The organism is Bacillus nakamurai, assembly GCF_001584325.1.
Lineage (GTDB): Bacteria > Bacillota > Bacilli > Bacillales > Bacillaceae > Bacillus > Bacillus nakamurai.
The window spans coordinates 20,182-33,125 of sequence record NZ_LSAZ01000003.1 but is presented as its reverse complement, the minus strand read 5'-3'; the positions used below and the strand labels follow the sequence as shown (position 1 = coordinate 33,125).

At 45.4% G+C, this 12,944-nt stretch carries 17 protein-coding genes; 1 reads left to right on the top strand and 16 read right to left on the bottom strand.

The window, feature by feature from the left end:
* Window positions 1–16 precede the first annotated feature (16 nt).
* From rsbX to acpS, 13 genes are all read right to left on the bottom strand, one after another.
* Complete coding sequence (gene rsbX / locus AXI59_RS01855; protein ID WP_061520138.1) at window positions 17–619, bottom strand: phosphoserine phosphatase RsbX; 603 nt, start codon at window positions 617–619, stop codon at window positions 17–19.
* Window positions 619–1,407: an RNA polymerase sigma factor SigB gene (gene sigB / locus AXI59_RS01850; protein WP_061520137.1), complete on the bottom strand. Its 789-nt coding sequence runs from the start codon at window positions 1,405–1,407 to the stop codon at window positions 619–621. The genes rsbX and sigB overlap by 1 nt, the downstream gene beginning before the upstream one ends.
* Window positions 1,373–1,855 carry an anti-sigma B factor RsbW gene (rsbW, locus tag AXI59_RS01845; protein WP_061520136.1) on the bottom strand — a complete coding sequence of 161 codons (483 nt, stop codon included), beginning with the start codon at window positions 1,853–1,855 and terminating at the stop codon, window positions 1,373–1,375. Before rsbW ends, sigB begins: the two co-directional genes overlap by 35 nt.
* The gene (rsbV, locus tag AXI59_RS01840) at window positions 1,852–2,181 is read right to left on the bottom strand and encodes an anti-sigma factor antagonist RsbV (RefSeq protein WP_061520135.1); all 330 of its coding nucleotides are present in this window, start codon (window positions 2,179–2,181) and stop codon (window positions 1,852–1,854) included. The genes rsbW and rsbV overlap by 4 nt, the downstream gene beginning before the upstream one ends.
* Before the next feature lie 64 nt (window positions 2,182–2,245).
* On the bottom strand, window positions 2,246–3,253 hold the full coding sequence (locus AXI59_RS01835) for a PP2C family protein-serine/threonine phosphatase (RefSeq protein ID WP_061527229.1): 1,008 nt from the start codon (window positions 3,251–3,253) through the stop codon (window positions 2,246–2,248).
* Between the two features lie 11 nt (window positions 3,254–3,264).
* Window positions 3,265–3,666, bottom strand: coding sequence for an anti-sigma regulatory factor (locus tag AXI59_RS01830; RefSeq protein WP_003156178.1), 402 nt, complete (start codon window positions 3,664–3,666; stop codon window positions 3,265–3,267).
* Between the two features lie 2 nt (window positions 3,667–3,668).
* Entirely contained in the window at window positions 3,669–4,034 is a 366-nt protein-coding gene (gene rsbS, locus AXI59_RS01825) for an RsbT antagonist protein RsbS (RefSeq protein WP_003156180.1), read from the bottom strand.
* Between the two features lie 4 nt (window positions 4,035–4,038).
* Window positions 4,039–4,860 (bottom strand): STAS domain-containing protein, encoded by an 822-nt coding sequence (locus AXI59_RS01820; RefSeq protein WP_061527228.1) that lies wholly within the window; start codon window positions 4,858–4,860, stop codon window positions 4,039–4,041.
* A 119-nt stretch (window positions 4,861–4,979) separates the two neighbouring features.
* A complete protein-coding gene (ndoA, locus tag AXI59_RS01815) occupies window positions 4,980–5,330 on the bottom strand; it encodes a type II toxin-antitoxin system endoribonuclease NdoA (protein WP_003156187.1) in 351 nt (116 codons plus the stop codon).
* A 5-nt stretch (window positions 5,331–5,335) separates the two neighbouring features.
* A complete protein-coding gene (endB, locus tag AXI59_RS01810; RefSeq protein WP_003156188.1) occupies window positions 5,336–5,617 on the bottom strand; it encodes a type II toxin-antitoxin system antitoxin EndoAI in 282 nt (93 codons plus the stop codon).
* A gap of 118 nt (window positions 5,618–5,735) precedes the next feature.
* The gene (gene alr / locus AXI59_RS01805) at window positions 5,736–6,905 is read right to left on the bottom strand and encodes an alanine racemase (RefSeq protein WP_061527227.1); all 1,170 of its coding nucleotides are present in this window, start codon (window positions 6,903–6,905) and stop codon (window positions 5,736–5,738) included.
* 116 nt (window positions 6,906–7,021) lie between these two features.
* Window positions 7,022–8,038, bottom strand: coding sequence for a LolA family protein (locus AXI59_RS01800; RefSeq protein ID WP_156476204.1), 1,017 nt, complete (start codon window positions 8,036–8,038; stop codon window positions 7,022–7,024).
* A 172-nt stretch (window positions 8,039–8,210) separates the two neighbouring features.
* On the bottom strand, window positions 8,211–8,576 hold the full coding sequence (gene acpS, locus AXI59_RS01795; RefSeq protein WP_061527226.1) for a holo-ACP synthase: 366 nt from the start codon (window positions 8,574–8,576) through the stop codon (window positions 8,211–8,213).
* A 93-nt stretch (window positions 8,577–8,669) separates the two neighbouring features.
* On the opposite strand from acpS, the gene AXI59_RS01790 reads away from it, so the two are divergent.
* The gene (locus AXI59_RS01790; RefSeq protein ID WP_061520129.1) at window positions 8,670–9,269 is read left to right on the top strand and encodes a rhomboid family intramembrane serine protease; all 600 of its coding nucleotides are present in this window, start codon (window positions 8,670–8,672) and stop codon (window positions 9,267–9,269) included.
* Here the strand turns inward: AXI59_RS01790 and AXI59_RS01785 are convergent.
* The 3 genes from AXI59_RS01785 to cshA form a co-directional block, all read right to left on the bottom strand.
* Window positions 9,266–10,744, bottom strand: coding sequence for a PH domain-containing protein (locus AXI59_RS01785; RefSeq protein ID WP_061520128.1), 1,479 nt, complete (start codon window positions 10,742–10,744; stop codon window positions 9,266–9,268). The two genes, AXI59_RS01790 and AXI59_RS01785, sit on opposite strands and share 4 nt — an antisense overlap.
* Entirely contained in the window at window positions 10,734–11,213 is a 480-nt protein-coding gene (locus tag AXI59_RS01780) for a PH domain-containing protein (RefSeq protein ID WP_061527225.1), read from the bottom strand. Before AXI59_RS01780 ends, AXI59_RS01785 begins: the two co-directional genes overlap by 11 nt.
* A 114-nt stretch (window positions 11,214–11,327) precedes the next feature.
* Window positions 11,328–12,812, bottom strand: a complete 1,485-nt coding sequence (gene cshA, locus AXI59_RS01775) for a degradosome RNA helicase CshA (protein ID WP_061527224.1) — start codon at window positions 12,810–12,812, stop codon at window positions 11,328–11,330.
* Window positions 12,813–12,944: the final 132 nt, after the last annotated feature.

The window sequence follows — 12,944 nt, the reverse complement described above, 5'->3', positions numbered from 1 at the left end:
CATAAAAAAAGCAGCCTTACGATAAAAGCTGCCCGAGAATATAGGTTAAATCATCTTTTCTTGACGTTGTGTACATGTGAAGCGAATTTGATATTTCATCTATTGATTGCCCTTGTTTTAAATAGGAGCGGATGTTCGGAACATCTAACCCATCAGTGTGAATGATAAATTTCGCTCCTTTTTCGTATGATGACGTATGAGTTTTGTATCTCTGCGGTTTGCCTGACAGGTAACCTGAGATCGGCAGAGGATGAAAGCTGTCGCCAGATGGGGATTGCAGAAAGAAACGGACGTTCCCGATTGAACAGTACGCGAGCTGCCTTTTGATGAAATTGATTTTTAAGATGGAAGCAGTCGCTCCTCTTTTGTTTCTCATCGCTTGGTTGCACCGTTCGATGATGCTTTCCACGTCCTCGTCTGCATAGGTTTCAACGATGTCTTTAATGGCTGATGAGGACTCGTTGGCAAGTGATCCGCTCCCGAGACCGTCCGCTACCGCACATACTAATTCCTCTTCATTCGCCTTCATAAAAAAGCTGTCGCCGCATACCGACTTGCCTTCTTTATTTAGTTGGTATACAAGGGTTTGAACATGTTCGTTTTCTTCAACCTGAATCATTACATTAGCTCCATGGAGGGATCTCCAATCAAGGCCTCTCTCAGTTTTTTCACCGCTTTTCTCTGTAATCGCGAGACGTGCATTTGAGATATTCCGAGAATGTCCCCTGTTTCTTTTTGGCTTTTATTTTGCACAAATGTTAAATCAATAATTTGTTTTTCACGTTCAGACAGCACATGAAGCACGCTTTTGATCATCATTTGCTGGTTGACGCGTTCGTATCCTTCTTCTTGGGAACCGACAATGTCGAGAATGGTGACGGTGCTTCCGTCCGAGTCCGCCTCTATGCTGTGATCGACAGACAGGGCCTGATAGCTTTTCCCCATCTCCATTGTTTCCAGCACTTCCTCTTCGGACACGTCGAGGTAGGCTGCGATTTCTTCGACTTTTGGTGATCGCTGCGTATCTGTTGTCAGCCGATCCACCGCCATTTTAATACGCGGGCCAAGCTCCTTGATCCGTCTCGGAACGTGGACGCTCCACGTTTTATCCCTGAGGAAGCGTTTGATTTCTCCGATAATAGTCGGGATTGCAAAGGCTTCAAATGATTTTCCGACTTCAGGATCGTATCTTTTAATGGCGCCGAGCAGCCCGATCATCCCGACTTGGCGAAGGTCTTCGTGAAAGCTTTTGCCTTTTGAATATTTCTTAGCCAGCATTTCGACAAGATTGGTATACACTTCGACGAGTTTTTCCTGTGCTTCTTTATTATCGTTTATTTGGAACTCGCATATGAGCCGATCAACTTCATCTTTAGTTAGTTTCGTAGTTTTTGATGGTTGTGCCATGATCAACTCGCTCCCCATGTAAATACTTTGTCATCGCCACGGTGACGCCAGAGTTGCTTTGCACTTTGACTTCATCCATGAGCGTTTCCATTAGATATAGACCGAGCCCTCCTTCTGATAATTGATCGACTGTGTGCGAAGGTGTGTACGGTCCGAGATCCTGATGCTTCTGATCGAAATCAAAACTGTCTCCCTGATCCGCGACAATTACCTCGAGCCGATCCTCAAACACACCGAATCGCACGGATACTTCACCCTTGTTTTCATCTTTGTAAGCATGCTGAACAGCGTTTGTACAGGCTTCACTGACAGCAATTTTCAAATCTTCAATTTCATCATAGGTATAGCCCATTCTGCTTGCGACACCTGAAAGTGTAAGCCGTACGATTCCTACATATTCCGGTTCGGCCGGAATCTTCATTTCTATATAATCAACTGATGTCTTCATTGCACGCCACCTTCTGACTTTGCCGAAATATCAATGATGTCCTTAAGCCCCGTGATCTCAAACAGCCGAACGAGTCGGTCAGAAAGATTTTCAAGCTTCATGGAGCCGCCTTCCTTGCTGACCGTTTTAAACACACCTACAAAAACGCCTAAACCCGTACTGTCCATATAGTTCACATCTTTTAAGCAGATTCTCATGTCTTTCCCCTCGGTTGCCAGGGGCATCAGTTTTTCACGAACGACCGGAGCTGAGTATACATCAATTTCTCCAGCGATATTGACCTGTATATCTGAAAGATTCTGCTTCATATCTACTTTTAAATTCATCGTATCACCTCTGAAAGTTATCCTTCACTAATGCTAATGGTTAATTACCCGAGATGCTGTTTCTCTAAACCTTTCTTTTTAAAACAATTAACGTAAAATCATCATGCAGCTGAAAATCCTGAAGCTGCAGCAGGCTGTTGTAAATATTTTTGACCATATCCTGCGCGGAGCATTCCATATGCTTTTCCAGCATGTTCTGAATGTCTCGGCGTTCTAGGAAACCGTTTTCTGTCCGGCATTCGGTGACGCCGTCAGAAAAGAGAACAATCATGTCTCCCTTGTCCATGTGCTGTTCATATTGGTCGTAATCAAAATCCTGAGATATCCCCAGCACCAATCCCTTCGCCTCTAAATCATAAAACTTGTTTTCTTTTTCAGAATAATAGAAGCCCGGCTCATGCCCGGCTGAAGCATATGTAAATTGGTGGCTTTTCGTATTGTAGTTTGCATAAAACATGGTGATAAACATGCTTGCGTCCACATTTTGTTCTACAACGCGGTTAAGATTTTTCAGCACTTGGGAGGGGTGAATGCCGATCTCAGGCAAAGAGTCCATGGCATACTTAATCATCGACATGCACAAAGCGGCGGGGATTCCTTTCCCGATCACATCGGCTATCGCAATATTAATAGATTCCTTGTCTTTGACGAAGTGATAATAATCTCCGCTCATTTGTTTAGCGGGGACGCTGATTGCGCCGATATCCAGCTCTTCTTCATCGGGAATTTTTGTGCCGAGCAGCGTTTGCTGGACGTTTGCGGCGATTTCAATCTCTGAGCGCAGCTCCTGCTGGATATCTCTCAGGCTTTGATGTTCCTGATAGGCCATCCCGTAGCCAATCATGACTTCTATTAAAAAATCCAGCGAATGAAAAACATCTTCCGGCAAATCCGGGTACAGCTCCTTCACTACTTTTCGGTGGATGCTTATAATTTCCTCCGGAGGAACTTGATGTTCAATCGTTTTTCGGCTGAATTTTTGGGCTTGATATAAAGATGTTTCTGTTAATTCGGCTATATATCGGCTAAGCAGCTGGTGATACCGCTGCTCTATAACCTCCCTGAAATCCACGTTTTTACCTCCTACCGAAGCCATTTTACGGCTTGAATCTCTGTTCCTTCCTCTGCAACAGATTGCAGGCTGAATTCATCCATCAGTCTTTTTACACCCGGAAGCCCCGCTCCCAGTCCGCCTGACGTTGAAAAGCCGTCTTCCATCACTTTACGGATGTCGGGGATTCCGGGTCCTTTGTCTTCCGCTATGATTTTAAGGCCTTTTTTTCCTCTGTCGTTTACTTGTTCGATGCTCACCTGGCCTTTGCCGGCATATAAATAAATGTTTCTGGCCAATTCTGAGATAGCCGTCGTGATTCTGGCCTGATCCACCGTGCCGAATCCTAATTCCTTCGCAACGTTGCGGCCAAGCTGTCTGGCGGCTACGATATCCCATTCTGTCATGATTTTTACACAGGATTGGTCGTTCATCGCTATTCCCCCAATTCCCGCTTCAATGTCTCAAGCCCTTGCTCCAAGTCGAGCGCTGTTTCGATTTCTTCAAGTGAGATTCCCAGTTCAATCAGCGTTACCGCTACAGCAGGCTGAATCCCCGTTAATACGACTTTGGCACCCATCAGTTTTGACATGGTAATGACGTCTCCGAGAACTTTTGCGATAAATGAGTCAATCATGTCAACGGATGTAAGATCGATCACGACCCCGTTTGCGCCGGTTTCATAAATTTTGTTTAACAGGTCTTCTTGAAAATGCAAAGCAGTTTGATCGTCTAGTTCCCATTGAATGGATACTAATAGGCAGTTATACAGTTTCAGGATCGGGATTTTTGGATGTCTCACAATGTTATTCCCCCAATGAAACGATTTTTCGATTTGTCATCTCCAGCGCTGTTTGAATTCCTTTTTGAAGGGTATTCTTCGTAATAACCTGCGACAAATCAATTCCCAGATTAACGATCGTTTGCGCGATTTCCGGACGGATTCCGACAAGCAGGCATTTTGCTCCGACAAGCCGTACCGCTTCAGATGCCTGAATGATGTGGTGTGCGACCATCGTATCGACAACAGGCACGCCCGTAATGTCGATCAGCACGACCTGCGCACGGTGTTTGACGACGCCGTTCAAAAGATTTTCCATAATCTGTTTCGCACGCTCCGTGTCAATCGTTCCGACAAGCGGCATAACGGTCACATGCTCAAACACGGGGATGAGCGGAGCCGAAAGCTCCTGAAGCGCGATTTTTTGAAGAGATACCGTCTTTTCCCAAGAGATGGAATATTGATTTAAGATTTCTGTATTGATCGGATTGAAAAAGCTGTCAATCTGCAAAATTAGCGCTGCTCTGTCCTGATCTGCCGTATCATGGTCAACCATTGCTTCGTAAAGCAGCTTCCAAAACTCTGACAGGGTGGCTGACAGAAGTTTCAGCGACAGTCCGAGCTGCACCGCACGCAGAGCAAGCTGGCTGATCTGTTCTTCCGCTGCTTCATCATCCTTCGATGACAGTAAAAGAATGTCTATATAATCCTTGCAGATATTTTCATATATTTGATTGTTGAGCTGATAGTCTTCTTGATTGCCTACTTCTTTTAATTTGCTTGTCCAAGTATGAAGCAGCTCATCATGCTGATCGATAATGAACTGGTACACTTTCTGATTCGACATGGGTTTCACTGACCTCCCGACAGAAAACAACAATTTTGTTTGATTATCTATTCATTATAGCGCTAATGTTTTTCGAAAACAAAAAAAGTTGCTCTATATGAGCAACCGGGAAGATATTACTAAAAATCAATGAGTGCCAAACTGATTTGCAGGGCTTCATCAACCTTATCCATCATTTCATCATCCAGATGAGTTATTTTATCCGTTAACCTTTGCTTGTCAATCGTCCGAATTTGCTCCAGCAAAATAACGGAATCTCTTTCAAAACCGTAGCGTTTTGCATCAATTTCGACGTGGGTTGGTAATTTCGCTTTCTGTATTTGGGCTGTTATGGCTGCAACAATAGCAGTCGGGCTAAAGCGATTTCCGATATCATTTTGGATCACTAAAACCGGGCGTACGCCGCCTTGTTCTGAGCCAACAACAGGAGATAAATCAGCAAAATAAACATCGCCGCGCTTAACAATCAAAATGATTAGCCTCCGCTGACTAAGCGCTCAACGGTCGTTTCTGCTTCGCACTCAGCATAGTGAGCCTCAGAAGAAATATTCAAGTTGATTTTCGCCATTTCCATATACCCGCGTCTCATCAAATCACGGTTATGGCGTGTTGTCCGTTCGCTGACATACGCTCTCACTGCTTGTGATATCAGTTCGTTTCTGCTTCGTTTCTCCCGCATCGCTACACCATCCAATTCAGCTACTAAGTTTTCAGGCAAGCTGATTTTCATTTCGGTTCTTGCGCTGGATTCAGACAAAAAACATACACCTCCACCAAACTTACGGATACGACCATTAATCCATCCAGACATAATGATACCATTATTCAAACGCCAAGCATAGCGGTTTTATAAATTCTCTTTTTCTGGATAATGGCTATTTGCTTGTATTTTCTTGCAGCAAAGGATTTCTTACTTCCATTATACTCCCATTTTCCAAAAACATACGGGGAACACGGGAACTAATCGTACAAGGAATTTCGTAGTTAATCGTTTCAAGGCGTCCGGCGATTTCATCCATAGTAATGGTTTCTTCCTTTTGACTGCCGATTAAAGTTACTTTTGTGCCCGGCGGATAGCATTGGTCTAATTCCACCATAAATTGGTCCATGCAGATTCTGCCGGCGATATTCATCCGTTTGCCGTTGATGAGAACAGCCGTGCCCTTAAGCTTGCGGAGCCAGCCGTCTGCGTAACCGACGGGAACGGTTCCGATCCATTGGTCTTTATGGGCCGTATACGCGGCGCCGTAGCTGACGCTTTCCCCCTTGTGGATTTTTTTCACATGCGACAGGGTGGAATGGAACGTAAACGCCGGCTTTAATCGAAACGGAATTTCGTCTGTGATCTCCGCTGACGGACGAAGCCCATACATGCTGATACCGAAACGGACCGCATTAAAAAAGCCTTTTTTCAGACGGAGGCCTGCGGCGCTGTTTGCGCAGTGCACCATCAGTTCCTTTAAAGGAAGGGGGGCAATCAGTTTTTTAAAACGGTCAAACTGACAGAGAAAATAGCTTCTGTCCTTTTCATCCGCGGTGGCAAAGTGGGTGAAAACGCCTTTACATACTAAACCCGGATTTTGGCCGAGGATTTTTAAAACGCTCTGCACCTCTTCTTCTGTCTTTACCCCCAGCCTGTTCATGCCCGAATCGACTTTCAGGTGAAAAGAGACTGTTTCACCGCCGAGGTGGCGGGCCGCTTCCTGCAGCCATTCAACGGAGTAGCCCGTCAAGGTCACGTCATATTCGGCAGCAGCTTGGACATACTCGGGCGGCACCGCGCCAAGGACGAGAATCGGTGCTGTGATACCGCGTTTTCTCAATGAAATCGCCTCATCTAAAATGGCAACGGCAAGGCATGAGGCGCCGGCTTCAAGAGCGGCTTTTCCGACTTCTGCATCTCCGTGGCCGTATGCGTTTGCCTTTACAACCGCCATGAGATGGGTGTTTTCGCCGATGTGTTTTTTCATATGGCTGACATTTTCTTTAATCGCAGACAGATCGATTTCCGCCCACGTATCTCTGTAAAAGGATGCTGTGTTCACTCGATACACTTCCTAGCGTTATTTTCATTCCATTTCGTTATTATCATACTAAAATTGCCCGGCAAAGTGAAATGTATTCAAAAAAGAGACCGACAAGCATTCGGTCTCTTTTTTCGTTATTTTGATGACTGGCCCTGCATGCTTTTGGCGGCAGCGACCATTTCATCTTTGGAAAGGTCTTGCGATGACAAGAGATAATCGACTCCGTCGTATGTCCAGGTTAAGGATGTATCCGATAAAGCGGCAACCGTGAAGCCGAGATTAACCGGTTCGCCGTTCAGCGTCACGGTAGAGGCGGCTTTTGCGACCTGGGCTTTTTCCTGAATGAGCGTGAACGATTTTTCGCCTCCGTATGTCATAACGACACGTTTCCCGTCCGCTGTCGTAATATCTTTTTCTTCAAGCTTTTTGACGCCCGCCGGTACTTGAAGCGGCGTTTTTACCGCAAATGAATCAGACGGCTTGGCGCTTGTGGCGACGTCCATTTGAGAAAGCGTCATGTTTTTCTTCTCATCAAATGATTCTTTTTCAAACGGTTTGTTAAATTCAAAGCTTTTGAATTCGACTTTCACCATGACTTTGCGGTCTGTGTCCATCACCTTCACCAGCGACGGGCTCATATCTTTTTTGTTGAATGTGATAACTTGTGTCGGCAGCATTTTGTTATGCTGATAGTTTGTTTTTGTTTCGAATGTATACTTTTTGTCTTTGGCGGAATAAACGGCGTCTTTGTCATTGATCACGTCTTTCACGAGTGATTCAAACAAATATACTTGGCTGCTGTTGTTCGGCCAGTCGCTTTGAAATCTGAAACTCTTATTTAAGGACGGCGTGAGAACAAATACTCCGTTGGCATTCCGTAAGATAACTTGGTTTTGGTCTTTTTTCGGATTTTCTAAATAGACCCGGTATAAGGAAGGTTTTTTATGCCAGATTTCCACATTGTATACTTGCGGATCACTTCCTGTTTGAATGGTCATTTTGGCTTTTGCTTTGTACGAAGTGTATTCTTTCGCCTTCTTATCTAAACCGTTCACGATATCTTCCTGTGATTTTTGGCCGCAGGCCGAAAGAATAAGGACGGCAAGCAGTCCCGTTAAAAGCAAAACAAAGCTTTTTCTCACCTTTTTCAACCCCTTCTTCTCAATTGATGTAAAGGGAAGAAATCGCTTGTTTGACTTTAACGGTACGCCCTCAAGACGGCCTCGGGAAAAGACGGACGGACGCGTACCATAAAAGCCTCAAACAACTTGTCTCCCTTAATGCACTATCAAATATATGAGAGGGGTTCGGCTAATATGCAGACTAGCTTGACAACCTTTCAATCACGACCTGAGCAGCCGCATATTCTTTTGTATGCGTAATGGATACATGAGCTGCTGCGCCGTCCAGTTTGGCGCAGGCAAGCACCGGCTTTCCTGAAGGGCCTTTTGCCGTTTCAATATCCTGAAAGCTGAGCTGGCTGCCGATGCCCGTGCCGTAAGCTTTAGAAAAGGCTTCTTTTGCCGCAAAACGGCCCGCGAGAAATTCAATTTTCCTTTTATCTGACAGCGTCTTAAACCGGTCGTACTCCGCCTCTGTCAGTATTCGTTGCGGGAATCTCGCCTGCCGGCTGAGCATTGTTTCAATTCTGCTGAGCTCGACGATGTCTATTCCAATTCCGAAAATCATGTGAATTCCTCCTAAAAAGTCCGTACTAAAAAATGGTTTGTCTCATAAACGTGGTACTATATAAGTATCAAAATAGATGCAAAGGGGCAAATGATGTTTATACGAACGGAAAATTTCCAGACCTTTATCAGACGTTATCCGGCTGTCAGCTGTATTTTAGCCTTGCAGGCGCTGTTATGGCTGTTTTTTAAAATGCCCGTTCATTCCGTCATGATGTGGGGAGACGCAGTGACAGGCTATAATTTCGGCGTTGCCGGCGGAGAATGGTGGCGGCTTGTCACACCGATTTTTTTACATGCCAATTTTACCCACCTTCTGTTTAACTCAATGTCTATCTTCTTATTTGCGCCTCCGCTGGAGCAGATGCTCGGAAAAGTCCGTTTTCTTATTGTGTATATCGGGTCCGGCATCATCGGGAATATCGGGACTTACCTAATCGAACCGCTGGATTATATACATGTCGGCGCCTCCGGTGCGATCTTCGGCCTGTTCGGCGTGTATCTCTTTCTGACTGTTTTCCGTAAGGAGCTGATCGACCAGGATCAGTCTAAAATGATTGTCACCCTGCTCATCATTGCGGTTCTGTCGACATTTATCAATTCCAATATTAACATTATGGCGCATTTGTTCGGCTTGGCCGGCGGTTTTTTGCTTTCTTTTCTATGCGTGCATCAAAAAAAGCGGCGGTTTTAACCGTCCGCTTTTTCATATGAATACCAGCTTCTGATACGTTCTGCGTCTTCCTCGGTGACATCCCTCAGCATGACATGCTCCATGTGGCTCGCTGATTTCACAGCTGTGGCAACGGAAGCGAGCCGTTTTCTTTTTTGCAGAAAGGATTGGCTTACTTCGTACATCTGCATTCTTCTTCTCAGCATAATCGTTGTCGTCTTTCCGATCAGCCTTGTGGTGAGCTGAAGTTTTTCCCCGTTTAAAAACCATGACGCATCCTTAAAAGCGGCATAACCGAAAACAAGCTCTGCCGGAAGCAGGAACAGCGATAAATACCCCCACGGTTTAAAAAGGATACAAAGCGGGATCATAACAAAAACTGAAAAAATAACGGAGCGGAACAAATAACGCCGCAGCGACCTTCTCGGCAGATGATGCCGCTTTTCTTCAAGCACGTAGTCATTCGTAAATTCGCCAAGCATTCCGGCCAGCTTTGATTTGCGGATGAGGGGAAACAGAATCGTCTGCAGACCCTCTTTCTCATTGCCGGATTTGCCCGCGCTGACAATGGTAACCGTCGCATATCCGAAAAGCTGCCTGACGATATTTTCTTTTATTTTAATCGCTTGGATTTTACGGAGCGGAATCGTCACTTGATGCTTCTCAATAATTCCTCTTGAAATGACCAATTCATGCTCTTTTTTTTCAACCTGAAAGTTGGCATGCTTGATCATCATGCCCGCGATACTTAACAGCCACGCGATAAACAGGCCGATAAAAATGATAACGGCGTAGATTCCTATACTGGCATGTTTCAAAAAAGAAAATCTGTCATAAAGCCAGTCCATCGGAAATACTTCATCAATTTGCGTAATCAGGGCAAAGACCGCTGAAATAATGACACCGATTCCGCCGGACGTTGAGGCTGCCGTGAGAAGTTCTCCTAAAGACATACGGTATACGGACTGCACGGCTTCTTCACGAGTCGGCTCCTGCTCCGCCGCATCCTCTTGGTGCTCCTCTTGTTCAGCTTTGCGCTTTTCTTTTTGCTGGAAAACGGCTTCTCTGATTCGTTCTGCCTCTTCCAGAGAAATGGCAGACAACACAGCTTCTGCGTTTTTCCCTTCACCGGCTGTTTCAATTTGCAGCTTGACCAGCTTAAAGAGCTGCTGAATAATGCCGGCGCTCGTATTCATCGATTGGATTCTGTCAATGGAGATATATCTTTTTTGTGTGAAAAACAATCCCTCTTCTATTCTGAATTCGCCATCTTCAATGCGGTACGTGAATTTTCTCCACTCGATAACACTTGCCGCGATAAGCCATATCAGCAATACGAGAAGTGCTATGCCGCCGTAGAAGCGGATAAAGTGGTTTGAATTGACGATGTATACGAAAAAGAAAGGAAGAATAATATTTTTAATGGTTTGGATAATAATATGAAATAAGTTCAAAATTACGGCCGCCGGATGCAGACGTTTCGGTTCAGACATCATCTTCCGTCACCCTCGCCAGACGCGAAATGGAATCCCTCAGCCTGTCTGCTTCCTCCATCTCAAGCGCCGGAATCGAGTGAACGGTTGCCGCTGTCGAAATTTTGACCGAGGCCAGGCGGTATTTTCTGAGGAGTGGTCCTTGTGAGGTGTCTACGTGCTGCACCCTGACCATCGGCACAATGACCCGTTTGACAATAAAAATGCCGGATTGGATATCAATTTCATTTTCATGTACTTCATACCGCCAGATCCTGTGCCTGATCTTCGGTATCGCATAAATGGTGATCTCCGAACCGATGACCCAAATGATGCCGAGAATTCCGCTGATCCAGTACGGCCAATGGAAGTAATAGCTTAAGACGGCTTCTGCAATGACGGCAAGAAGACAAACGGCTGATAAGATGACTTCTTGAAGGCGCCATACCTTTAAGCCGTTCGGACTGATTTGATTTTTTGGCTGTGCTCTCAAAATACCTACCTCCCGTTTCTTATCATACATACAAATACGGTCTTGTTGCAAAAAAGATTCACTTTCCGGCATATAGATAAAAAGCGAACCCTTTAACGGGTTCGCTTTTGTTTCCTAGTATGACTTTTTCTGGCGTCTGTCACCGGAAGAACGGCGGTCGTTTGAGCGTTTTTTATCATAGGAAGAGCGGTTGTTGCTTTTCCCTTTTCCGCCGCGGTAGCCGCCGCCTTGGCCGTCTCTTCGTTTTGAAGAGCGTTGGTTTTTGTAGCGTTTGCTGACCATCGGCGCTTCATCAGTGAGGCGCACAGGAGTGCTGTCCGGCTCTTTTGTCGCCATTTTAATGGCAGCTGCTACAACTGTCACTGCATCATGATCTTCCAAAAGCTCCGCAGCGGCAGTCATGTAGAAGTTCAGGTTGTTTTCGCTGATTGCCGTGCGAAGACGATCAACGGTAACCTGCTGCTGTCCTTCGAGCGCTTCATCAAGTGTAGGCTCTTTCATGCGGTCCATTTTGCGTTTTGTCGTTTGTTCAATCGCACGCAGCATGTTTTTCTCACGCGGTGTGATAAATGTCATCGCCATACCTGTTTTTCCTGCACGGCCTGTTCTTCCGATACGGTGAACATAGCTTTCAGGATCTTGAGGCACGTCAAAGTTGTACACGTGTGTAACGCCTGAAATATCAAGTCCGCGAGCCGCAACGTCAGTCGCTACAAGCACTTCAATTGCACCTTCTTTAAACTTGCGGAGCGCTACCATACGCTTCGCCTGCGTTAAGTCGCCGTGAATTCCTTCAGCTGCATATCCGCGAAGGTTCAAGGCTTCCGTCAATTCGTCAACGCGGCGTTTTGTGCGGCCGAAAACAATCGCAAGCTCAGGAGACTGGATGTCAAGAAGACGTGTGAGCGTATCGAATTTTTTGCGCTCTTGCACTTCCAAATAGAACTGCTGAATGTTGGAAACCGTCATTTCTTTCGCTTTTACTTTTACGTGCTCAGGCTCAGTCATAAAGCGCTCTGCAATGCGTTTGATCGGAGCAGGCATTGTCGCTGAGAATAAAAGCGTTTGGTGCTCGCTCGGCACGTTTGAAAGAATGGATTCAATATCATCAATGAATCCCATGTTGAGCATTTCATCCGCTTCATCCATAACAACAGTGTTCACGTTGTTTAAACGGATCGTGCGGCGGTTGATGTGGTCAAGAAGACGTCCCGGCGTTCCGACAATGATGTGCGGGTTTTTCTTTAATGCACGGATCTGCCGTCCAATATCCTGGCCGCCGTAAATAGGAAGCACTTTCGCACGCTTATCTTGTCCGATTTTATATAACTCTTCAGAAACTTGAATGGCTAATTCACGGGTTGGCGCGATTACGATTGCTTGAATATTAGGAGACTCGGGGTTCATTTTTTCAACAAGGGGTATACCAAACGCAGCTGTTTTACCTGTACCTGTTTGCGCTTGTCCAATGACGTCTTTATTTAAAAGTCCGAGCGGAATCGTTTCTGCCTGAATCGGTGTTGCTTCTTCGAATCCCATACGATTGATTGCTTTCATGAGATCGGAACTTAATTGGAAATCTTGAAACGTTATAGTCAAATTATTCAAACTCCTTCTAATTGCTGTTTCAGTAATGTCGTGATTTACCACTAAAAACTGCCCTTCATACAAAGGACAGGATCCATACGTATACAAAGCCCGAATTACTTTACGTTTAATCTTACCATTACA

What these genes read in the sequence shown, in the direction of transcription:
- rsbX (WP_061520138.1), bottom strand. Translation starts at nt 619, where the DNA reads ATGATTCAGGTTGAAGAAAACGAACATGTTCAAACCCTTGTATACCAA.
- sigB (WP_061520137.1), bottom strand. Translation starts at nt 1,407, where the DNA reads ATGGCACAACCATCAAAAACTACGAAACTAACTAAAGATGAAGTTGAT.
- rsbW (WP_061520136.1), bottom strand. Translation starts at nt 1,855, where the DNA reads ATGAAGACATCAGTTGATTATATAGAAATGAAGATTCCGGCCGAACCG.
- rsbV (WP_061520135.1), bottom strand. Translation starts at nt 2,181, where the DNA reads ATGAATTTAAAAGTAGATATGAAGCAGAATCTTTCAGATATACAGGTC.
- AXI59_RS01830 (WP_003156178.1), bottom strand. Translation starts at nt 3,666, where the DNA reads ATGAACGACCAATCCTGTGTAAAAATCATGACAGAATGGGATATCGTA.
- AXI59_RS01820 (WP_061527228.1), bottom strand. Translation starts at nt 4,860, where the DNA reads ATGTCGAATCAGAAAGTGTACCAGTTCATTATCGATCAGCATGATGAG.
- acpS (WP_061527226.1), bottom strand. Translation starts at nt 8,576, where the DNA reads ATGATTTTCGGAATTGGAATAGACATCGTCGAGCTCAGCAGAATTGAA.
- AXI59_RS01790 (WP_061520129.1), top strand. Translation starts at nt 8,670, where the DNA reads ATGTTTATACGAACGGAAAATTTCCAGACCTTTATCAGACGTTATCCG.
- AXI59_RS01785 (WP_061520128.1), bottom strand. Translation starts at nt 10,744, where the DNA reads ATGATGTCTGAACCGAAACGTCTGCATCCGGCGGCCGTAATTTTGAAC.